Annotated in this window: 18 protein-coding genes and 3 tRNA genes; 10 read left to right on the plus strand and 11 right to left on the minus strand. The window is 61.9% G+C overall.

What is annotated here, in order from left to right:
* Window positions 1-33: 33 nt before the first annotated feature.
* Genes PCA31118_RS11340 through PCA31118_RS11350 form a run of 3 tightly spaced genes read right to left on the minus strand, consistent with a single transcriptional unit; the run spans window position 34 to window position 3,207 of the window.
* Window positions 34-930 (minus strand): ABC transporter permease, encoded by an 897-nt coding sequence (locus tag PCA31118_RS11340; RefSeq protein WP_150625335.1) that lies wholly within the window; start codon window positions 928-930, stop codon window positions 34-36.
* On the minus strand, window positions 927-2,021 hold the full coding sequence (locus PCA31118_RS11345) for an ABC transporter ATP-binding protein (RefSeq protein ID WP_150625336.1): 1,095 nt from the start codon (window positions 2,019-2,021) through the stop codon (window positions 927-929). The genes PCA31118_RS11340 and PCA31118_RS11345 overlap by 4 nt, the downstream gene beginning before the upstream one ends.
* A gap of 10 nt (window positions 2,022-2,031) precedes the next feature.
* On the minus strand, window positions 2,032-3,207 hold the full coding sequence (locus PCA31118_RS11350; protein ID WP_150625337.1) for an extracellular solute-binding protein: 1,176 nt from the start codon (window positions 3,205-3,207) through the stop codon (window positions 2,032-2,034).
* 319 nt (window positions 3,208-3,526) lie between these two features.
* On the opposite strand from PCA31118_RS11350, the gene PCA31118_RS11355 reads away from it, so the two are divergent.
* The 5 genes from PCA31118_RS11355 to PCA31118_RS11375 all read left to right on the plus strand — a co-directional run bounded on the left by PCA31118_RS11355 (window position 3,527) and on the right by PCA31118_RS11375 (window position 9,611).
* On the plus strand, window positions 3,527-4,801 hold the full coding sequence (locus PCA31118_RS11355) for a glucarate dehydratase family protein (RefSeq protein WP_150625338.1): 1,275 nt from the start codon (window positions 3,527-3,529) through the stop codon (window positions 4,799-4,801).
* A 157-nt stretch (window positions 4,802-4,958) separates the two neighbouring features.
* Window positions 4,959-6,131, plus strand: a complete 1,173-nt coding sequence (locus tag PCA31118_RS11360; RefSeq protein WP_246190190.1) for a porin — start codon at window positions 4,959-4,961, stop codon at window positions 6,129-6,131.
* Between the two features lie 250 nt (window positions 6,132-6,381).
* A complete protein-coding gene (locus tag PCA31118_RS11365) occupies window positions 6,382-7,128 on the plus strand; it encodes a FadR/GntR family transcriptional regulator (RefSeq protein ID WP_150625339.1) in 747 nt (248 codons plus the stop codon).
* A 182-nt stretch (window positions 7,129-7,310) separates the two neighbouring features.
* Window positions 7,311-8,285, plus strand: coding sequence for an alpha/beta hydrolase family protein (locus PCA31118_RS11370; RefSeq protein ID WP_246190191.1), 975 nt, complete (start codon window positions 7,311-7,313; stop codon window positions 8,283-8,285).
* A gap of 108 nt (window positions 8,286-8,393) precedes the next feature.
* Window positions 8,394-9,611 (plus strand): hypothetical protein, encoded by a 1,218-nt coding sequence (locus PCA31118_RS11375; protein WP_150625340.1) that lies wholly within the window; start codon window positions 8,394-8,396, stop codon window positions 9,609-9,611.
* 59 nt (window positions 9,612-9,670) lie between these two features.
* Here PCA31118_RS11375 and PCA31118_RS11380 read toward each other — a convergent pair whose 3' ends face one another.
* The 3 genes from PCA31118_RS11380 to PCA31118_RS11390 form a co-directional block, all read right to left on the minus strand.
* Window positions 9,671-10,291, minus strand: a complete 621-nt coding sequence (locus PCA31118_RS11380; RefSeq protein WP_150625341.1) for an HD domain-containing protein — start codon at window positions 10,289-10,291, stop codon at window positions 9,671-9,673.
* A gap of 201 nt (window positions 10,292-10,492) precedes the next feature.
* Window positions 10,493-11,086 carry a helix-turn-helix domain-containing protein gene (locus tag PCA31118_RS11385; protein ID WP_246190192.1) on the minus strand — a complete coding sequence of 198 codons (594 nt, stop codon included), beginning with the start codon at window positions 11,084-11,086 and terminating at the stop codon, window positions 10,493-10,495.
* A gap of 85 nt (window positions 11,087-11,171) precedes the next feature.
* Entirely contained in the window at window positions 11,172-12,371 is a 1,200-nt protein-coding gene (locus PCA31118_RS11390) for a zinc-dependent alcohol dehydrogenase family protein (RefSeq protein WP_246190193.1), read from the minus strand.
* On the opposite strand from PCA31118_RS11390, the gene PCA31118_RS11395 reads away from it, so the two are divergent.
* Together PCA31118_RS11395 and PCA31118_RS11400 are read left to right on the plus strand one after the other, a co-directional pair.
* Complete coding sequence (locus PCA31118_RS11395; protein ID WP_150625343.1) at window positions 12,321-13,244, plus strand: LysR family transcriptional regulator; 924 nt, start codon at window positions 12,321-12,323, stop codon at window positions 13,242-13,244. The two genes, PCA31118_RS11390 and PCA31118_RS11395, sit on opposite strands and share 51 nt — an antisense overlap.
* Before the next feature lie 331 nt (window positions 13,245-13,575).
* A complete protein-coding gene (locus PCA31118_RS11400) occupies window positions 13,576-14,025 on the plus strand; it encodes a glycine zipper domain-containing protein (protein ID WP_150625668.1) in 450 nt (149 codons plus the stop codon).
* Between the two features lie 337 nt (window positions 14,026-14,362).
* Here PCA31118_RS11400 and PCA31118_RS11405 read toward each other — a convergent pair.
* The 4 genes from PCA31118_RS11405 to pgsA form a co-directional block, all read right to left on the minus strand.
* A tRNA-Cys gene (locus tag PCA31118_RS11405) sits at window positions 14,363-14,436 on the minus strand.
* Window positions 14,437-14,552: 116 nt separating this feature from the next.
* A tRNA-Gly gene (locus PCA31118_RS11410) sits at window positions 14,553-14,628 on the minus strand.
* A 49-nt stretch (window positions 14,629-14,677) separates the two neighbouring features.
* A tRNA-Gly gene (locus PCA31118_RS11415) sits at window positions 14,678-14,753 on the minus strand.
* Window positions 14,754-14,941: 188 nt separating this feature from the next.
* Window positions 14,942-15,535: a CDP-diacylglycerol--glycerol-3-phosphate 3-phosphatidyltransferase gene (gene pgsA / locus PCA31118_RS11420; protein ID WP_150625344.1), complete on the minus strand. Its 594-nt coding sequence runs from the start codon at window positions 15,533-15,535 to the stop codon at window positions 14,942-14,944.
* A gap of 215 nt (window positions 15,536-15,750) precedes the next feature.
* Here pgsA and kch point away from each other — a divergent pair, with 215 nt between their 5' ends.
* Window positions 15,751-16,962 (plus strand): voltage-gated potassium channel protein, encoded by a 1,212-nt coding sequence (gene kch, locus PCA31118_RS11425; RefSeq protein WP_246190194.1) that lies wholly within the window; start codon window positions 15,751-15,753, stop codon window positions 16,960-16,962.
* Between the two features lie 136 nt (window positions 16,963-17,098).
* Here kch and uvrC read toward each other — a convergent pair whose 3' ends face one another.
* Window positions 17,099-19,633, minus strand: a complete 2,535-nt coding sequence (gene uvrC / locus PCA31118_RS11430; protein ID WP_246190195.1) for an excinuclease ABC subunit UvrC — start codon at window positions 19,631-19,633, stop codon at window positions 17,099-17,101.
* 176 nt (window positions 19,634-19,809) lie between these two features.
* Here uvrC and earP point away from each other — a divergent pair, with 176 nt between their 5' ends.
* Complete coding sequence (earP, locus tag PCA31118_RS11435) at window positions 19,810-21,087, plus strand: elongation factor P maturation arginine rhamnosyltransferase EarP (RefSeq protein ID WP_150625346.1); 1,278 nt, start codon at window positions 19,810-19,812, stop codon at window positions 21,085-21,087.
* A gap of 138 nt (window positions 21,088-21,225) precedes the next feature.
* The gene (gene efp, locus PCA31118_RS11440; RefSeq protein WP_150625347.1) at window positions 21,226-21,783 is read left to right on the plus strand and encodes an elongation factor P; all 558 of its coding nucleotides are present in this window, start codon (window positions 21,226-21,228) and stop codon (window positions 21,781-21,783) included.
* The last annotated feature ends 201 nt before the right edge of the window (window positions 21,784-21,984 follow it).

A 21,984-nucleotide genomic window follows, 5' to 3' on the forward strand; every position in this document is an offset into this window, starting at 1 on the left:
TCGGCAATGTGGCCGGATTCTTGTTTGCCCGATTCATCCCTTCCCTCCCGTGGTCGGACCGCTATAGAACGCCCGGCGCGCGCCGAGCATGCCTGCCACGATCAGCAACTGAACGAATCCCATCACAATGGCCACGCACGATGCGAGCGAATAGTCGTAGCTCTCGAAGGCCGCTTCGTACGCCGCAATCGACACCACACGGGTAGCGCCCGCAGGCACCCCGAGCAGCACCGCCGAGGGAAACACCGAAAACGCCTGCACGAACGACAGACACGCCGCCATCGTCAGCCCCGGCACCAGCAGCGGCAGATAGATCAGACGGAATTGCTGCCACGGCCCGGCGCCGAGCGTGCCCGCAGCGCGTGCGAGCGTCGGATCGATACCGGTCACGTACGACAGGATCAGGAGAAACGCGAACGGGAAGCCCGAGATCACCAGTGAGATCAGCACGCCCCAGAAGTTGTGCGTCAGGCGCACTTCGTCGTGGTACAGGCCCAGTGCGTGCAGGGCCTGCGGGAACCAGCCGTTCGGACCGTAGTAGGTCAGCATGCCGTCGGCGATCAGCACCGTGCCGAGCGTGACGGGAATCACGAGCAGCATCGTCACGAACTTCGACGCACGCGTGCTCTTGCGCAGCGCGAAAGCCGCCGGAATCGACGCCCCCACGTTGATCAGCGTTGCGGGCACGGCGAGCTTCAGGGTGATGATCACCGTCGGCCACAGCGTCGGCTCGCTGAAGAACTTGAGGTAGTTCGCGAAGACACCGCCGCCCTCCATCGGCTGGAAAGACAGGAACAGGCCATACGCGAACGGATAGACGAACATCGCGACCAGACACACGAGCGCAGGCGCGACGAGCCAGCCGCGTCCGTCGGCGCGCGGCGCCGGCGTCATCGAGACGGGTGCGGAAGCAGAAGCGGTGGCGCTCATGCGCGTTCCCCTGCGTAGACGAGCGTGCGCTCGGCGGGCACGCGCAGCGGCACGCGCTCACCCACGGCATAGTCGCCCGGCAAGCGCGCGTAGAGCGGGCCGAACGGTGAGGCTACCTTCAGCAACGAATCGCGGCCGCCGTATTCCACCGTCTCGACGACCACTTCGAATGCGTTGTCGTTCGCGGCCGGCGCACGTTCGAAGTCGTCGGGACGAATCGCCACGCTCACCTGACCTTCGACCTTGCCGCCGGTCGCAGGCGGCTCCATGAGCACGCCGTCGAACGATGCACCGCCGCACGACACCCTTGCGCGTTCGCCCTGCGCCGACGTGATCGACACGTCGAGCACGTTGCGATAGCCCATGAAACGCGCCACGTGCAGATTACGCGGGCGTCCGTACACCTCGCGCGGCGCACCGATCTGCTGCACGACGCCCTCTTTCATCACGACGATGCGGTCGGCCATCGACAGCGCTTCGTCCTGATCGTGCGTGACGTAAATCGTGGCGCGATCGAGCTTGCCGTGAATGCGACGAATCTCGGCGCGCATCTCGATACGCAACTTCGCATCGAGGTTCGACAGCGGTTCGTCCATGAGCACCACCGGCGGCTCGATCACGATGGCGCGCGCAATCGCCACACGCTGTTGCTGTCCGCCCGACAACTGCCCGGGCAGCTTGCGCTCATGACCGACGAGTTGCACGAGTTGCAGCGCCTCGCGCGCACGCTTCTCGATCTCGGCGCGCGACACGCCGCGCATGCGCAGGCCGAAGCCCACGTTATCGAGCACGCTCATGTGCGGGAACAAGGCGTAGTTCTGGAACACCATGCCGAATCCGCGCTTCTCACTGGGCAGCACGTCGATTCGCTCGTCGTCCAGCCAGATCGCGCCGCCGGTGAGCGGCGTGAGTCCGGCAATACAGTTGAGCGCGGTCGACTTGCCGCAACCGGACGGCCCCAGCAGTGCGATGAACTCGCCGCGCTCGATGCTCAGATCGAGGCCGTTCAGAGCGGCCACCGACTGCCCCTCGGCGTTGGTGAAGCTGCGCGCCACGTTGTCGAGGCGCAATTGCTGAAAGTTGTGCTTCATGACGAAACCCTTATTTCGACTTCTGCGAACCGATCTCGGCATCCCACTTCTGGAACGCAGCCACCATCGCCGTCGCGTCGAGCGGCACCGCGTGCGGGAAGTCGGCGATCAGCTTCGCGTATTCCGGACGGCCATACTTCGCGATGGTTTCCTGGCTCTTCGCAGGTGCGGCAGACAGCGGTACGTCCTTGACCGCCGGGCCCGGATAGAAATAGCCGTCGTCGTAAGTGAGCGCCTGTTGTGCAGGCTCAAGCATGAAGTTGATCAGCTTGATGATCACTTCCATCTTCTCTTTCGAGACGCCCTTCGGCACGACCATGTAGTGCGCATCGTTGACCCAGGTGAACTTGTCGAACGACTGCACCTTGAAGCTCGCGGGCACGATGCCCAGCGCGCGTGGGTTGATGTCCCAGCCCGTAACGGTGACCGTCATGTCGCGACTGCCCTCGCCCAGTTCCTTCATCACGGCCGAGGTGCCGCCCGGATAGTAAGGAATGCACGTGTCGAGTTCCTTGAGGAACGCCCACGTCTTGTCCCAGCCCTTGATCGGGTCATGCGGGTCCTTGTCGCCGAGCAGATACGGCAGGCCCATCAGGAAGGTGCGGCCCGGACCGGAATTGGCCGGACGCGCGTAAATCAGCTTGCCCGGATTCGCCTTGCACCACGCGAGCAACTCGGCGGGCGTCTTCGGCGCATTCGCGACCTTCGCCGGGTTGTATTCGACGAGCGGGCCGGCCGGCATGAACGTCACCGTCAGACCATACCCTTTCGAGAGCTCCTGCATTGCGCGCACATTGGGTGCGTACTTGTCCAGCACACCCGGCAGCTTCGCGCTGTAGTCGGGCAGCAGACGTTGCCAGAGGTTTTGCTGGATACCGGCGGCAAGCGCGTCGGTGCCGGTCAGCACGATATCGATGTCGGAACGCCCCGCGGCCTGCATGGCCTTGATCTTGCCCGGCAGTTGCGGCGCGGGGGCATTGGTGAAGGTGATCTTGGAAACCAGATCCGGGTACTTGTCGCGGAAAGCCTCGAAGCCCTTTTGCGTGAGCGCCAGATTGCCCGCGACGTCGACAACGTTCAGCGCGACCGGCGCAGCGGTTGCGGTGCTTGCGATGCTTCCCAGTACTGCGGCACATGCCACGGCGCCAAGTGTGCGCTGCCAGAATCCCCTGCGACTGAAGGTCATGCTGTCTCCTTTGGTTAGATTTCTCGTAAGTCATCATATGACTGAGTTTTCGATTTTGCAATTAGGAGACATGCCAAATTGCCTCAGAGGTTTCCCTAGGAAATCGAGAAATCCTTGTTTCATCTGGCTCAACAAGGCAGTCTCATCAGGAATCCGAGCATTTTCTCAGGGATTTCACCGATGGAGGGACGTCCGGCGCGTCACCTAAATTACGGCCAGTCATACGATGACGTAAAAGTGACACGAACCACGAGATAGAAGACGGAGATAACGTCGCCACCGACGCCACGTTTGCGGTGGGGACCGAGGAAAAGTTGCCGTGAAAATTCAGCGCATCAAGATCACCCCGATTGCATTTCGCGACCCGCCATTGCTCAACGCAGCGGGTATCCATGAACCGTATGCGCTGCGCTCGATCATCGAGATCGAGACCGACAACGGGCATGTCGGACTGGGCGAGACTTACGGCGACGCGCCGGTGCTCGCCCTGCTCGAAAACGCCCGCCCTCACCTGATCGGCATGGATCCCTTCGACACGAACGGACTGCGCGCACGTGTTGCGGCCGTTGTGCGTCAGGGAGTGGGTGGCGAGCGTGTCGAATACGAACTGGCGCCAGGCACCGACCCGCGCAAGGACGCCGAGAAGATCTATTCCGCGTTCGAAGTGCCGTTTCTCGATTTGCAGGCGCGACATCTGGGCGTGCCGCTCGTCGAGTTGCTCGGCGGCGCGGTGCGTCAGGAAGTGCAGTACAGCGCGTATCTGTTCTTCAAGTACGCGCAGCACATCGATTCGCCGTATGCCCCCGACAGTTGGGGCGAGACGCTCAATGCCGAGCAACTCGTCGCGCAGGCGCGCTTCATGATCGATACCTACGGCTTTGGCAGCATCAAGCTCAAGGCCGGCGTGCTCGAACCGACGGAAGAGGTGAAATGCCTCAAGGCGCTCAAGCGGGCATTCCCCGACAAGCCGCTGCGCATCGACCCGAACGGCAACTGGTCGCTTGCTACCGCGATTGCCATGGGACGTGAGCTCGCCGGCGACCTCGAATACTACGAAGACCCCACGCCCACGCTCGAAGGCATGGCGGCGTTGCATGAGGCGACCGGCATGCCGCTTGCCACGAACATGGTCGTCACCGATCTTCGCCAGTTCCGGGAGAACGTGCGTCTGAACGGCGCACAAATCATCCTCTCGGATCACCACTACTGGGGCGGACTGCGTGACACCCAGCTTCTCGCGCGCATGTGCGAGACCTTCGACCTGGGACTGTCGATGCACTCCAACTCGCACCTCGGCATCAGCCTGATGGCGATGACGCATCTGGCCGCGAGCGTGCCGCGGCTGTCATATGCGTGCGACACCCACTACCCGTGGCAGGAGGCCGACGAAGAAGTCGTGCGCGGCGGCAAGATCGCGATTCGCAACGGCGCTGTCGCCATCACGAAAGCCCCGGGCCTCGGCCTCGAAATCGATCAGGACCAGTTGGCGAAGCTCCATGAGCAATATCTGCGCTGCGGACTGCGCACACGCAACGACGCGGTGCAGATGCGCAAATACCGGCCCGACTGGAGCGGCAAGGCGCCGCGATTCTGAACACCGTTCGCCGCACAAGAAAACACCACCGAACACCACAGCAGCACCTTCAGCACCGGCTGCATGTACTGCCGACACAGACCGGCAGTACACATCAGCCTGCATCACCCCGATAGGCGAAGTCCAAGAAAGAAAACACATCACAAGAGGAGAAGTCGTGAGACATTCGAAACTGTTTGCCGGGCTGGTTTTGGCCGGTGTCGCCGCCGGCGCCGTGCCGGCATTTGCGCAGTCGAACGTGACGCTGTACGGGATCGTCGACGACGCGCTGACTTACAGCAGCAATCAGAACGGCAAGTCGAACACATATCTGCGTAACGGCAACCTCGCGGGCAGCCGCTGGGGTCTGCGCGGCACGGAAGACCTCGGTGGGGGCACCAAGGCGCTCTTCCAGCTGGAGAACGGTTTCGACGTCAACAACGGCGCGTTCAGCTCGTCGGGCGTGATGTTCAACCGTCAGGCGTTCGTCGGCCTGAAGAACGACAGCGCCGGCACGTTCACGATCGGCCGTCAGTACTCGCCGTACTACCTCATGGTCGGCACCATCGGCCCGGTCGCCTACGTGACGGGCGCGACCGGTGCGCACCCTGGCGATATCGACGGCCTCGATACGACCATTCGCATCAACAATTCGGTCACTTACACGTCGCCCGTGCTGTGGGGCGTGACGGCAAGCCTGCAATACGGCTTCGGCGGTCAGCCCGGCGCGATGGGCAAAGGCAACACGTTCTCCGGCGCGCTGCGCTACGACGGCGGCCCGTTGTCGCTGGCGGCAGGTTACCTGCGCCTGAACAACATCGGCGGCGGCACGACGTGGAACAGCACATCGACGGGCGTGCCGGGCACCTCCGCCGTCAACCAGGGCTACGTGACGGCCGACTCGCTGCAACACATTGCCGTGGCCGGTATCTACACGCTCGGCAGCGTGACGCTGGGGGCAAGCTACAGCAACGTGCAATACAAGCCGGGCGCGGCGTCGCTGTTCCATGACAGCGCCATCTTCAACACGGCGGGCGTGCATGCGTCGTGGACCGTGTCGCCGCAGTGGCGTCTGGCTGGCGCGTACAGCTACACCGCGGCATCGAAGGCCAACGGCATTACCGACGCCGCCACGTATCACCAGGTGTCGCTGGCCCAGGTCTACTCGCTCTCCAAGCGCACGTCGCTCTATGCGCTCGAAGCCTGGCAGCACGCCAACGGCAAGTCGCTGTCGGCCAACGGCGTGAGCATCATCAATGCGGGTCCGGTGGTCGGCGATTCGCAGAACAGCACGCCGTCGGCGACGAGTTCGCAGTTCGTCGGCATGCTCGGGATTCGCGTCGATTTCTGATGCGCTCCTGTGTGTAGCAAGCTGTCCGGGCCGACGCCGTGCGCGCGCCGGTCCGGGCGGTCATGAGTGGTCGCGAGAAGTCGCACAATGAAGTCTTGTCGGCCGTCGGTGCCCGGTATTTCCGAGGTTGTGGCATCGGCGGTCGATCCTTATCGGTTGTCGTATGTATGCGACGGTCGATAAGGTAAACTGGGGGCGCTTTTTGTCGTTACGTCGTTATCGTCACCCCTCTTTCACCGACGCCATGTCCATGACCAGCCCGTTGCCCGCACGTCCTCGCCGCAAGTCTCGCAGCCTCACGGAGGAGGTGGTGAGTGCCTTGTCCGAGCAGATTCGCGCCGGCACGTTCCGCCCGGGCGACAAGTTGCCGACCGAGTCGGCCATCATGGAGAGTCTGGGCGTGAGCCGCACGGTCGTGCGCGAAGCGATTTCGCGGCTGCAAGCGGCGCAACTGGTCGAGACGCGCCACGGCATCGGCACCTTCGTGCTGGAAGCGCCGCGCGAGAACGCCCTGCAAGTCGACACCAACAGCATTCTCACGATGCTCGACGTCATGGCGATTCTGGAGCTGCGTATTTCGCTGGAAACGGAAGCGGCGGGGCTTGCCGCGAACCGTCGTACGGACGCGCAGCTCAAGGCCATGCGTCAGGCGTTGGACGATTTCGAGATGCACGTGCGCGAGCGCACGGGCAATGCGGTGACCGCCGATGTCGCATTCCACCTGCAAGTGGCAAGTGCGACGGGGAACCGCTACTTCCATGACATCCTCGAACAACTCGGCAACACTATCATCCCGCGCACGCGCGTGAATTCGGCTGCGCTGGCCGACGACGATCAGGTGTCGTATCTGAATCGCGTGAATCGCGAGCATGAAGACATTTACAACGCCATCGCACGACGCGACCCGGAAGCGGCGCGCGCCGCGATGCGCACGCACCTGACCAATAGTCGTGAACGCCTGCGCCGCGCGCAGGAATCGGCCGGCGCTCAGAGCTGAGCGCTGAGGCACAAGGTCATGAGGCAGGCAACGAAGGCGCTCAGGCGCCTTTCTTTTTGTCCGGCCGGTATCGACAACGCTCGACATCGGCGCCTGTCGCCCGGTCCCGTCGCGGTGTTCAAGCGCGCGCCACGAAGTAAGATGAGCATCGTTCCGTGACCTCTCTCGATAGCGCGACGACCATGACCCTGATGCACCGTCTCCCGAAACATCGTTCGGAGGGGCGCCCTCCTCTGCCTGCGCTTGGTCTGTGCGTGGCCGTGTTTGTTTCCACGCTCATCGCTGCGTCAATGGCTTTCGCGGCGGGCGAGGACCCAGAGGCGACAACGCACGTCTCTGCGGCCGGGATCAAGCCCGACATCGCCTTCATCGTCATGCCCGGGGTCGGCACCTTCGGCGGTGACGTACCCATGCGTACCGAAGTCTACAAGCCCGCCGGTGACGGGCCTTTCCCCGTGCTGATCTTCCAGCACGGGCGCGCCGGCGATGCGCTGACACGGGGCAAACTCGCCGAACCGGTCTCACCGGGGCATGTGCGATTCTGGCTTGCCAAGGGTTTTGCCGTCGTCGCACCGATTCGCGTCGGCTACGGGTTGACAGGGGGACCGGATCGCGAAAATTCGGGGGCGTCGTTCAACCAGAATGGTCAGTGCACACGTCGCCCGGACTTTGCGACGCTGGGCAAGGTGACGGCACAAACCAATCTGATGGTGTTGCAGTGGGTACAAGCGCAGTCATGGGCGGATAAGCATCGTATCGTGCTGGAAGGTCGCTCGGTCGGCGGCTTCACCACCGTGGCCACGGCCGCCGCAAATCCTCCCGGCGTGATCGCCTACCTCAATTTCTCGGGCGGTGCGGGTGGCTCACCGGAGCGTGCCCCTCAACATAGCTGCGACCCCGACCAGATGCAGGCGGTCTATGGCGAGTTCGGCAAGACGACCCGGATCCCGGGCCTCTGGCTGTATGCCCGCAACGATCAGTACTGGGGCCCCGACGCGCCGAAGCAATGGTTCAACGCGTTCGCCGCCTCGGGCAGCCCGGCGCAGTTCGTTCAGACGGAGGACATCCCCGGCCATGACGGTCACCTGTTGCTGACCTACGGCGGGAAGCTGTGGTCGGAGCCGGTAAATGCGTTTCTCCGGCAGTTGGGATTCTGAAGGCAGAATCCGGCGGGCACGTTGTCGTTTATCACCCGCCCTCTTCCCGATGTGGGCTTGTTGTCCTAACATCCGACCAAACGACTGTAGTCCTACACAAAAATGGCAATGACCGGGAAGAAAGTGGGAACGGGGAAAATGGGAAAAATGGGGGGGTGGGGAAGTCCATCGGACTTTTTCTGGAAAGACCGGATTCAAATCGACCTCAAGGAATATCGCTCCAGCTCGGTGTCGGCCAAGAGCGGTCAGGCCGTGTTGAAAACGTATCCGGGCACCCCCGACTTCCCGCCCTCGTTCAAGTTCTCATTTTTCAGGCTTGCCGTCGGCATCGCGAAGACGGTTCTCACGCGAGACCCGGAAGACGACGACCTCATCAAGCAGGTGCGCTCCTCCCTTTATCAGCTCGATAGCACGATCGCGTCCGACACGAGTGACTTGCGACTCGTCAGCCGATTCAGGAAGAAGTATCGCGATTTCTCGAAAGACTCGCGAATGGGCGAATTGGCTCAGGCCGTCTCGTTCATATTTGCGCAGGAAGTGCTCGGGCACCCGATCGTGATGGACTTTCACGGGTTTCTCGACTGTCAGGGGATCGCAGAGATGTCTGCCCGAGACGCCGCGCCGGATTTCGCCTTGCTGCTAAAAGACGGCGTGAGAATACCCTGGCTGCTGGAGTCGAAAGGATCCAGCCCCAACAGCAAGAGCTTCGCCGTAAAGAGCAAACTAAAGGAAGCGCTCGATCAGTGTGACAGCGGTGACAACCATCTCTTCGCCAACACACAACCGGTGCCGTATTGCTCAGCGCGCAGTTTCGGCACGAAACTCATGGCATCGGAAGAGACCGACGCGTGGCCCAGCTTCCTTGCCTTTTGCGATCCGGAGAACGGCGGGGAGCAAGGAATGCCGTCTGCGATACGCGCGGCGAATCGTTATTACGCGGCATGGTTCGTCGTTGCCGGACACCGAGGCCTCGCGTCGCGCGTCAATCGCGGGCGTCTGACGTTGCTAGAATTCATGAACCATCATGAAGAGATGATCGTCGGCGACACCGTTTATCTGGCGTACAGAAGCTCATCGAAGGGCTTTGACCTTTTCACGCCATTGCGTGCCAACAAAAAAGGGGTTCTCCCGAGAAGGACGCCGCGCCTCTGGTTGATTCGCAAGGACATTGTGCTGGCGTTGATCGAACAGGATGAAGACAAGCTGGTGGCGCTTTTTGAAGAGATGGCGTCACAACCCAACCAGGCGTTGGATCAAGGTTTCATGCATTTCCGTGACGGCACCCTGTGTGAGATCAGCGACGCGCATGACGAGGCGCGCGGCTGACGCTTGTCGGGGCATACGCGGGTCGGCTCGATACGGCAGACGAAGCGTCGGGCGACACGTTATTCCGATTTTCCCTGTCCGGAATTCGCCGCGCTCGCCGGTTCGGCGTGTGCCTGACGTTCCATTCGCGCGCGCGTCGCCTCGTCGATCCGTGCGCGTATCGCGCGAAGCGGCGGCATCGCATCGGTGTACTTTCGTCCGTAGTCGAGATTGAACGTGTAGTCGAAATCCGGCGGGTTATCGCCCTGCGTGTGTTGCAGCAGGGTTTCGAGCTTGTCCAACGCCTTGACCGCTCGGGCCTCGGGCGTCTTGGCTTGCGAATATTCGTCCCATAACGCGACGATCTTCTCTCGCAGTGGCGAATCGAGCGGCGCGCAAACTTCGAGAAGATCGCGGCGCTCGATGGCGTCTTTGTCGATGTCGCGCGTCTGTTCGGGGGCGGGCACGTCGCCGTGGAGCGCTTCACCGAGATCGTGAACGAGGCAGAGCTCCAGAATCCGCAGCCGGTCGACGTCGCCCAACTGGTCCATGAAGACGGTCGCCATAAGAGCGAGTCGCCAACTGTGCTCGGCGGTGCTTTCGCGACGTCCCGACGAGGTACGCGCACTTCGCAGCACGTCCTTCAACCGCTCGCAGGTCCGCAGGAAATTCAACCGGCCATCCATTGTTGCTGCATTCATTCGTCGCCCCGCTTTGCGCACACTCAACGATTCAGTGTAGGGGCGGATGACGCGGGCATCCACGCATAATTTATGCGTCGCGCCCGGACAAGACGGAGTGACGAGGATGCTGCATCCGCGATGCGGAAAGCGGTTCGCATCACCGAGGGGAATGAAGAATTGGGAGTTGGGAATTGGCGAGGCAAATTGACGAGGCAAATCTTAGTCCCGCTGCCGTCGCGTGCGAGTGCGGGGGCGCTCCAGCGTCTCGACGAGCCGCGCGACCGTGCCGTCGGAGAGTGTAAAACGCGTCCAGCGGCAACGGCTATCCCGTATCGGGACGAGGGTCGATGCGTTGCAGCCCGTGTCGAATTCGACGGACTGCGCCGGACGATCTCCCCAACCGGCAGATCGAAGTGAAGCCTCGCTGGCCTGAATGGCCTCGGTCGCAAAAGGCCACAACGACTTGCCCATCAACGTCGATACCGGCGCGCAGAACTCTGCCGCCCGCGAGGGCGAGCACGCCAGCAACCGGTGCGTGAGATCGCAAACCAGATGCACGGGCAATGCGTTGAAATTGACCAGACGTGCAAGCGCGCCGTCGGCGGGCGAATCGAGACGCGCGACAAGCCACGGCTCGATACGGGCGAGGTCCTCTGCGCCGATCGTCAGGGTTCCGGCTTCCCATCGCGACACAGTGGACTGCGACACCCCGAACAACTCGGCGGCATGCGACTGCTTGATACGACGCAAGGCGCGCCAGCGCCGCAATGTCGCCGCCACCGCGTGAGGGTATGGTGTGGTGGTCGCGTCCACGCGTCGTAACCCTCCGAAGTTTTCGTACGAGACGGGCATTATCCCGCACTTCCCGCATAGCTCGCCGGGCGCAACGAAGCCGTGCTTAGCCTTGCTCTCCGATCCGGATCACCACTTTTCCGAACGGGCCGCGGGCAAGATGCTCAAATGCCTGCACGGCCTCGTCGAAGCCATAGACGCGATCGATGACGGGCTTGATTTTGTGCGCATCGAGAAACACATTCATGCGCTCGAAAGACGTGCGCGGCGCGACCGCAATTCCGCGAATCGTCGTTTGGCGGAATATCAGCGGCATCAGATCGATATTGCTGGTCTGGCCAGTGAGGAAACCCACCTGCGCAATGACGCCTTGCACCTTGGTCGCGGCAATCGACTGGTTAATGCCGCTACCGCCGGCAACGTCGATCGTCACGTCAGCGCCCAAGCCATCGGTCAGTTCCAGCACCTTTGCCGACCAGTCCGCATGCGTGGTGTAGTTGATGCCGTCCACCGCGCCGCTGGCTAGCAGTGATTTCACCTTCGCCAGATTCTCGTCCTTGCTCGATGTCACGATCACGCGTGCGCCGAGCGCGACGGCAATCTGCGCAGCGAAAATCGATACACCGCCGGTGCCCTGCACGAGCACTGTCTGTCCCGCCTTGATGTCGGCGACGTCTGTCAGGGCATACCACGCCGTGAGCGCGGCGATCGGCAGGGTCGAGGCTTCCACGTCGCTCATCGAGGCCGGCGCGGCAACCGCACTGTCTTCGCGAATGATCATGTACTCGGCGAGCCCTCCCGGCAGCGGCATACCAAGGCAATACGCCGGTTCGTCGGGGCCGGGCGCGCCGTCGATCCAATGCGAGTACAGCGTTGAATTCACGCGGTCGCCAACCCGAAAGCGAGTGACGCCGTCGCCGATCGCGACGACGGTCCCGGCCGCGTCGGACACGGGGATGAGCGGCTTTGGCACGCTCGCCGGTTCATAGATGCCGTCAACAATCGCCTTGTCCCGGAAGTTCAGCGACACCGCACCGACCTTCACCAGCAGTTCGCCGGGTTGCGGTACAGGCGTTTCCACCTCACCGGCGCCCAAATTCCGTAGTCCAAAATCCTTGAGAAGCCATGCCTTCATTTCACACCTCATGTTTGCAGCAATGGCGGATGCCATCGTGCATGCAGTGTAATTTCGGCATGTCAGTTCAGTTAGACGATAAAATTCCGAACATTCCATCCTGAGATTCCGGAATCTGCCATGGACGATCGTTTTTCCGGCATTCGCGAGTTTGTTGCCACGGTAGACCACGGCGGCTTTACGGCTGCGGCCGAGACGCTCGGCCTTACCGGTTCCGCCGTCGGCAAGAGCATTTCCCGACTGGAAGCGCGGCTCGGTGTGCAACTGCTGCATCGGACAACGCGCCGCATCGACCTGACGACTGCCGGTGAGACGTTCCTGCGCACGTGCCGGCATATCCTCGATGAACTGGATCAGACGGAGGCTTTTCTCTCCACGGGGCACGAACAACCTATCGGTCGCTTGCGGGTCGATCTCCCGACGACATTTGGTCGTCGTCACATCGTGCCGACACTGTTGAACCTGACGCAGCGGTTTCCCCGCCTTGACCTCGCCGTCACCTTGCAGGACCGCGCTGTGGATCTGGTGAGCGAAGGCGTCGATCTGGCGGTGCGCATCGGAGCACTCGACGCCTTTCCGGATCTCGTGGCGCGCAAGCTTGGCGAGCAACGGCTCGTGATTTGTGGCGCGCCCGACTATCTGGCACGTCGCGGCGAACCGCATACCCGCGAGGATCTGCTGACACACGACTGTCTGATCGGCTGGCAACGCAGTGGCCGCGCCGGCTGGTGGCTCGCGGATGCTGGAACCGAGGGCGGCGCCTCGCATTTCGAAGTACACGTGCGCCACGAATTGACCGACGGAGACACATTGCTCAGCGCCTGCCTCTCGGGCTGTGGCCTTGCGCAACTACCCGGCTGGTTAGCGGGGGACGCCTTGCGCACGGGTGCGCTGCGCGAGGTGCTGCCCGACCTCTCGACGACGACGCCCATTCACGTCATTTGGCAAAAGACGCGGCACCTTCAGCAGAAGGTCAAAACGACCGTCGACGCATTGGTTCAACTCGCGGCGGACGAAGCATCGGTATTTCAGCCTGGCGAGTGACGGCAATGTCGTTCGGACATCGAACGATTTGTCGTGCTTGTCGTGCCGAAGCGAAAAGAGGAAGAGACCGGGTCAGGTACCTCATAAATGGCGTCGATCCCGCAAAAAAAATATAGATTCTCGAATGCGACAAGTGAAGGTATATAAATAACTACAAGTCGATCCCCGACGGATTTATATTGCCCACGACACGTTGCCGATGATTAAATTTCATCGAGCAACGGATCAGAAAAGGGGGCATGTGTTTGCCCCCATGCCGGACAGGCAAACTGGCGGTGAAATGTGCGTATACGGCGCGTCAAGATTCGAGCGGTCACATTTGGAGGCTGATATGAAACGTCTCTTCGTTTTATTCGCACTGGCGTCGAGCATGAGTGCCTTTGCCCAGAAACCTGCCATTTACCCCGCTCACGGACAGAGCCCTCAGCAACAAAGTCAGGATGACGGCGCCTGTTACGCATGGGCGAAGCAAAACACCGGCATTGACCCGGCCACAGTTGCGAACACCCCACCCCCGGCACCGGCCCCAACCGGCGCCCGAGCGGCAGGGGCTGCTCGGGGTGCCGCAGCCGGCGCCATTATCGGAGACGTGAATCACAACGATCCCGGCCATGGCGCCGCCGTAGGCGCGACGGCGGGGGTTATCGCGGGAGGCGCACGCAGTCGCCGGGAACACGCAGCACAAGCCCAAAGCGCGCAGGCCCACACACAGGCCGAAATGAACACCTATTGGCAATCGTATGGCGCCTGCATGCAGGGGCGCGGCTATTCTGTAAAGTGAGTTTGGCGCACTAAGTCGACCAGAATGCGGTCGACTTCAGAGGTGTCGCCCGGACGCCCTGCGCAACAAGCAGCGGTCGTCTTGGTTTGGCTGGGCCCAGAAAGGCGTCGAAATTTCCGGCGGCAATCGTGACGCGAGCCCGATCGGGTCTTATGTCGGGGGCACGCTGCGCAGGACGACATACACCGTCCGTTCCGCTTCGTCGGCATCAGGTCGACAGCGAACTTCGGCGAGTGAAGACAGACCTTCTGCGCGCAGGGTACGAGCAGGGGTTAGCAAGCGCCACGTTTCGCCATGATGCAAAGAAAAAGCCCTGACAAGTCAGGGCTTTTGAATTTGGAGGCGGGAGTCGGAATCGAACCGGCGTACACGGCTTTGCAGGCCGCTGCATGACCACTCTGCCATCCCGCCATCGGGATATGCTGCCGCATTGTAACCGCTCGCTGTTGCCATCGAGGGCGCCCGTCGGATCGATCGCCGTGGGCTTTTCGGCAAATAAAAAGGGAAGCCAGGCTTCCCTCTGGATTTGGAGCGGGAGACGAGTCTCGAACTCGCGACCTCAACCTTGGCAAGGTTGCGCTCTACCAACTGAGCTACTCCCGCATGACACCGAACACCAAGGATCAACTCACTTAATGTCCAGTGTGAAAACTGGAGCGGGAGACGAGTCTCGAACTCGCGACCTCAACCTTGGCAAGGTTGCGCTCTACCAACTGAGCTACTCCCGCATTTTCATGCGTACTACCAATCCATCAACTTCTTAAAACTTCGCTGCCGGGCTAACGCCGTAGCAGCGAGAAGGAGATTATGTCTAAACAGCGATTCAGTGTCAAGCACCTGCACCGAAAATTTGTGAAGTTTTTTCTCCTTCACTGCGCCGTTGCCGCATACATCCCCCACTTTCAGAGACTTACGCTCACATCTGCGCGCCGCCACGCTCGCGAATCTGTGGCCACGCGCGGCGCAGATAATACAACATCGACCACAATGTGAGAACTGCCGCCACGTAAATCAGCCACGTTCCCCAGAATCGCGAGTCGAATCGCAACCCGTTCCACGCCAGCGTACCGTTGAACAGCAACAACGGAATCGCCACCATCTGCGCAGCCGTCTTGATCTTGCCCAACTGGTGCACCGCCACGCTACGGGACGCGCCAATCTGCGCCATCCACTCGCGCAGCGCCGAAATCGTGATCTCCCGGCCAATGATGATCAACGCCACCAACGCATTGATCCGGCCCATCTGCAACAACATCAGCAGCGCCGCCGCCACCATCAGCTTGTCCGCCACCGGGTCCAGAAACGCCCCGAAGGCCGACGTCTGATTCCATCGCCGCGCCAGAAATCCGTCGAACCAGTCCGTCAGCGCCGCGAGCACGAAGATCGCGCACGCCACCCAGTTCATTTCGACCGACGATAACCACGTGCTCGGCAAATAGTAGACGCCGACCACCAGCGGGATCAGCACGATCCGAAGCCAGGTCAGGAATATGGGGACATTGAAAGGCATGGCAGCATGAGTTCGGCAAACGGCAGTCGACACACGGCGCACTCGGCAGCCGTACCAGACCCGCATTGTGCCGTGTCTGCCCCGTAGCGACAAGGCCGCGGCACCTCACACCTGTTGACATGTGCGTCAGTGTGCCCCTATCTTGCTCGCAACATCCCGCCAATAGCGCCGATCTCGTGAAACCGCCCCGGCCCCAGCCCACCCTGAGTCACACTGTGCGTGGTGCACTGCGCCGGACACGGCTTCCCGCGCACGTGCTCATCGCCGCGCTCGTCGGCATCGACGGCCTGCTGCTCGTCGCCTCCGTCCTCCTGCGTGTGCCCGGCTCGGTCCTGATCGACCTGTTCGTGCGCGGCGACATGCGCGCGCTCGAACATATCGATGCGATGCATCTGCCACGTCTGCTCTTCGGGCTAAATGCCATCGAGCGCATCGACTTCTCGCATCTGCCGCGCGCCCTCGTCGGCCTCGCGCTGGTCGCGCTGGCCTGCGGGCTCGTCATTCGCGCGCGCACGGCGTGGGCGTTCACCCTGGTAATGCTCACGCTTGCCGCCGTCATCAACTTCCATCTCGACATTCGCTTCGATCTGACGTTCGTGCTCTCGCTCGTCTGCCTCGGCCTGTTGCTCTGGTATTGGCGAGAATTCGACCGGGCGAGCTTCGCCGCCGCCACGCTCTACACACTCGTGGCAGTCTTCGCGTTGGTCGTGTACGCGACATTCGGCACGATGTACCTCGGCCGCGAGTTCAAGCCCCACGTCGTCGATCTGGCGACCGCGTTTTACTTCTCGATCGTGACGATGACGACCGTCGGCTACGGGGATATCGTGCCGGTGACCACCGACGCGCGGCTGTTCACTGCGTCCGTCATCATCTTTGGAATCAGCGCCTTCGCGACATCGCTGACCGTCGTCATCGGGCCGCTGGTCGGGGGCAACCTCAAGAAAATTCTCGCGGGGAGATTCACGCACGTGATACGAAAGAACCACTTCATCGTGGCGGGCGCATCGCCACTTGCCATCAATGTTCATCACGAACTCACCCGACGCGGCTGGCCAGTGACGGTCATCATCGCCAACGGTGCAGACAATCCCTATCCGGAAGGCGCCGATGTGATGCATGGCGACGCGAGCGACAACGCCGTGCTCACGCAAGCCGGTATCGGTCACGCCAAGGCGGTGCTGGCGTTGCGAGCGGACGATTCGGAGAACGCTTTCATCGTGCTTGCGGCCAAGGAAATCGCGCCTGCGGTGCGTACGATCGCGTCGGTGAACGACAGCAAGCACCTGAGCAAACTAAAGCGCGTTCAGCCTGACATGATCTTTGCGCCGCCCGTGGTCGGCGGCGAGCTGCTCGCCCGCACGCTCTCAGGAGAGACGGTCGATAACGAGACCGTCATGCGGCTGCTGTTTCACGGCGATACGTGATGCAATCGTGAGCTTCAGCGCGCAGGCCGAGGGGACGCTTGAGTGCCGTTTTAGCGCCGCTTGGGCGATGAATTGGCGATGAATTGGCGACGTGCGACTGCGGCATGCACAGGGGGGGCGTCCCCCCCTCAATGCATCAATGCAGTTGACGATAGATCTGCTCGGCAAGCGTCGTCGAGATGCCTTCAACGCTCGCCAACTCGTCGACACTCGCGGACGCCACCCCCTGCAAGCCACCGAAGCGCATGAGCAGACGCTGACGGCGCTTCGCTCCGATACCTTCGATCTCTTCGAGCCGCGAGGTCTGACGCGCCTTCGCACGCTTGGCGCGCATGCCGGTAATCGCAAATCGGTGCGCCTCGTCACGAATCTGCGCGATCAGCATCAGCACGGCACTCTCGCGCCCCAGCTCCAGCGGCGCGCGGCCGTCGGCGAAAATCAACGTCTCCAGCCCCACTTTACGGCCCTCGCCTTTGGCCACACCCACCAAACGTCCGATGTCGATGCCCAACTCGACAAACACCTGACGCGCCACCTCCACCTGCCCCTTGCCACCGTCGATCAGCACGAGTTGCGGCAGGTTGGCCTCCACGTCCGAGGCATCCGAGGCGTTCGGGGTGACAGATGCCGTTGCCGCGCTCATGACGTCTGACGCGGTGGTCTCGGCGACGTCGCCCGACTCGCCATCCGCGAGCACGGCGGTATCGGCTTCGGCACGCGCCACATCAGCGGCGACGGACGAAGGGTCCGCGGCGTCGGTGACGGTCGACGCGGCCGCTTCCATCAGACGCCCATAACGGCGCGTGAGTACCTGACGCATTGCGGCGTAGTCGTCGCCCGGCGTAATCCCCGTGATGTTGTACCGCCGGTATTCGCTCGTCTGCATCTTGTGATGATGGAAAACCACGCATGACGCCTGCGTAGCCTCCCCTTGCGTGTGACTGATATCGAAACACTCGACGCGCAACAATGCCGGATCGTCGATATCGAGTCCGATCGTCTGCACGAGCTCGCGCGTGCGTGCCTGCTGACTGCCCTGCTCCGTCAACAAACGGGTCAGCGCGAGTTGTGCGCCTTGCTGCGCCATGTCGAGCCACGCGCGACGCTGTCCCTGCGGTTGCCGCACCATCGCTATACGACGCCCAGCCTGCTCGGACAGCGCCGCCAGCAATTCATCGCTGGGCAATGCGTGGCTGACCACCAGCACCGGCGGCACCGACTGCCCCAGATAGTGCTGCGCGACAAAAGCTTCGAGCAGGCGCGATTCGAGCGAAGCCGATGGCGTGTCCGACGGCATGTCGGCGGCAATCTCTTCGGAAACGGCACTCGCCTCGGCGGTGTCTTCCGGGCCATCTGAGCCTTCTGGGCCTCCGAGGGCCACCACTTCGTCTTCCTCGAATTCGTCGGCAATACCGCCCTCCACGCCGCGCTCGACGTGCGCGGGGAAGTAAGCCTTGTCGCCAAGGTGACGCCCGCCGCGCACCATCGCGAGATTCACGCAGGCGCGTCCACCGGCATAGGCCACCGCGAGAATGTCGGCGTCGACATCGCCCGCCGTCTCGACGGACTGCTGCTGCAACACCCCGGACAACGCCTGCATCTGATTGCGCACGACCGCGGCCTGCTCGAACTGGAGCGCCTCGGCGTACGTCATCATCTTTTCTTCGAGCGCGCTGAGCACTTCGTTCTGCCGCCCCGAGAGGAAGGCCGCCGCGTTGTTCACGTCGCGCGCGTAGTCTTCGTCCGAGATCGCGCCAACGCACGGCGCGCTGCATCGCTCGATCTGATTGAGCAGGCACGGGCGCGTGCGATTGGAAAAAACGGAATCCTCGCACGTACGTAGCTGGAAGACCTTTTGCAGAATCTGAATGCTCTCTCGTACCGCCCATGCACTCGGGAATGGTCCGAAATACTGCCCGCGACGATCCACCGACCCCCGGTAATACGCCATGCGCGGGTACTTATGCTGCGTGAGCTTGAGGAACGGATACGACTTGTCGTCGCGAAACAGAATGTTGTAACGCGGATGCAACGCCTTGATGAGATTGTTCTCAAGCAGCAGCGCCTCGGTTTCCGAGCGGGTGACGGTCGTTTCGAGCTTCGCGATACGCGCGACCATCAGCGCAATGCGTGGCGACAACTGTGTCTTGTTGAAGTAGCTTGATACCCGCTTTTTCAGATTACGCGCTTTGCCCACGTAGAGGACGTTGCCTGCTGCGTCATAGTAGCGGTAGACACCCGGCAGGTTCGGCAACTGCGCGAGTACTTTGCGCGCATCGAACAGGGGGGCATCGCTGGTGTCGTCGCTGGTCTCGGCGGCGATGTCGCCCTTGGTGGCGGCGTCCGCCTCCGAACGGTTGCCTTTGCGAGCACCCGTCGCCTGCCCGGCTTTCGCCGTCTTCTTCGACTTGGCGGATCCGGTGGCTCCCGAGCGTTCGGCGCGCGGGGCGGGCGGGGCGGTATTGCCGGAGTCGGCGGAACGGTTCGACTCGGAGGAGCCGATGGCACTGGCCGGTTCGCCCTGTGTCTCACTCCCCGTTTGCGAAGTCGGTGGTTGCGCGACGCCCTCAGCCGGTTCGGTTGCGGCGGATCTGGTTTTGCGGGACTTGCGCGGCGGCGTGACGTCGTGGGCGTCTTCGGTCATGAACTCAAGCGATCGAGGTGTCCCCATAGTGAGGCTCGGCCAGGCGATGCGGGGCAATGCGAGACAAAGTGCTTAACGCCAGTTAGTGGCACTCAATGGCACTCAATGGCAGTAGCACCGATTGCGTCGCCGCGCTACATCGTCGTCACGCGTCACAGGGACTAAAATCAGAAGTTTAGACCAATCTGCGTCCCCGCTTCTCAATGCCCCTGTCCGCTGCGTCCTCCTCCGCCGCCCCGATCCCGGTGCCCTTTCCATTGGTGCCGCGTTGCGATCTCTTCTGCACCGTCGTCGACAATTTCGGCGATATCGGCGTGTGCTGGCGACTCGCACGGCAACTTGTGCGCGAGCATGGCTGGTCGGTCCGGCTATGGGTCGACGATCTCGCCAGCTTCCGTTACCTGCGCCCCGATATCGATCCGTCGCTCGCCCGGCAGCGCCGCGATGGGGTCGATGTGCGCCGCTGGGACGCCGAGTTCGGCCCGGTAATCGCCAAAACCGACGAAACCAGCGAAGCCGTCGAAACCGATGACATCACGCCCGGCGACATCGTGATCGAGGCATTTGCCTGCGAAATTCCGCGCGACTACGTTATGGCCATGCATGCGCGAAAACAGGCGGGCAATGCGCCGGTATGGGTCAATCTCGAGTATCTGAGCGCGGAAGATTGGGTCGACGAGGTTCACTTGCAGAAGTCGGTCCATCCGCAGTTGGGACTCGTCAAGACGTTTTTCCTGCCCGGGTTCACGCCGCGCACCGGTGGGCTGATCCGCGAGCGTGAACTCTTTTCACGGCGCGACGCGTTTCTCGCGTCCCCCGAGTTGCGTAACGCCTGGTGGCAACGCACCGTCGGGTTGACCGCCGCGCCGCACGACGCGTTGATCGTGTCACTGTTTGCGTATGAGAACGCAGCGCTGCCCGCCCTGCTCGCGCAATGGTCGGACAGTGACAAACCTGTTGTCTGTCTGGTCCCGCAAGGCCGTATCTCGCCTGCCGTGGGCGAGTGGTTTGGCCGCCAGGGCCTCGCCCCGCGCGAATCGGCGACGCGCGGCGCGCTTACGGCTTACGGACTGCCGTTTGTGCCGCAAAACGACTTCGATGCGCTGCTGTGGGCCTGCGATGTGAATTTCGTGCGTGGGGAGGATTCGTTCGTGCGCGCGCAATGGGCGGCGAAACCGTTCGTCTGGCACATCTATCCGCAAAGTGAGAACGCCCATCACGTGAAACTCGACGCCTTTCTCGCGCGCTATCTCGAGAATATGCCGTCAACGGGTACGCCATCGGGAAACGCCGCTTGCGAGGCGCTCAGAACCTTCTGGCATCTCTGGAACGGCTACGCGAGCACACCGCCGAACTGGCCGGCGCTGGTGTCGGCATTGCCCGAGCTGAATCGTCACGCACAGGACTGGGCAAGCGCTCAGGCGGCCTTGCCCGACCTCGCGCGACAGTTGGCAAGCTTCGCAGAAAATCAGGTAAAATAGCTGGTTTTTCAACGCTTTGCTGCTGAACCTGCTGCTCCGAGTCGCTCTTGGCGGACGCGGGAATCAAGCGGCGAATGGGCGTATGGAAGCGCTCAACAAGCGGCAAATCGCTTATTTCGTCACAGGATCTCGTTTTTTATGAAAACCGCTCAAGAACTCCGCGTCGGTAACGTCGTCATGATCGATGGCGAGCCGAACGTCGTGCTTCGCACCGAATACGTCAAGTCGGGCCGTAACTCCAGCGTCGTGAAGATGAAGTACAAGAAGCTGCTGTCGGAAGGCCGCGGCGAATTCGCGTACAAGGCCGACGACAAGTTCGACGTCGTGATGCTCGACAAGAAGGAAGTGACCTACTCGTACTTCGCCGACCCGATGTACGTGTTCATGGACGCCGACTACAACCAGTACGAAGTCGAAGCCGAGAACATGGACAACGCCATCAAGTACCTCGAAGACGGTATGCCGTGCGAAGTCGTGTTCTACAACGACAAGGCCATCTCGGTTGAACTGCCGACGACCCTCGTTCGCGTTGTCGAATACACCGAACCGGCCGTCAAGGGCGACACGTCGTCGGGCAAGGTGCTGAAGAACGCCAAGATCAACGATCTGCTGGAAATTCAGGTTCCGCTGTTCGTCAACACCGGCGACAAGATCGAAATCGACACGCGTACCGACGAATACAAGAGCCGCGCCTAAGGGCTCCGGCTTGCGAGCGCAGCACCCTGAAGTCGAAGTGCTGCGCATCGCAAGGTCGTCAGGTAACACGTCAGTAGCAAAAAGCGCTCTACCCTTCGGGGTCGAGCGCTTTTTGTTTGTGGCATGGGCGCCGCCGTCAATGGCCCCGATGCGCAGAGGTCTCGTCGATGCGACCATCGGCGTGAGCCCTGTCGGTCGTTT

The sequence above is a fragment of the Pandoraea captiosa genome, from assembly GCF_902459775.1.
In the GTDB taxonomy this organism is placed as follows: Bacteria; Pseudomonadota; Gammaproteobacteria; order Burkholderiales; family Burkholderiaceae; genus Pandoraea; species Pandoraea captiosa.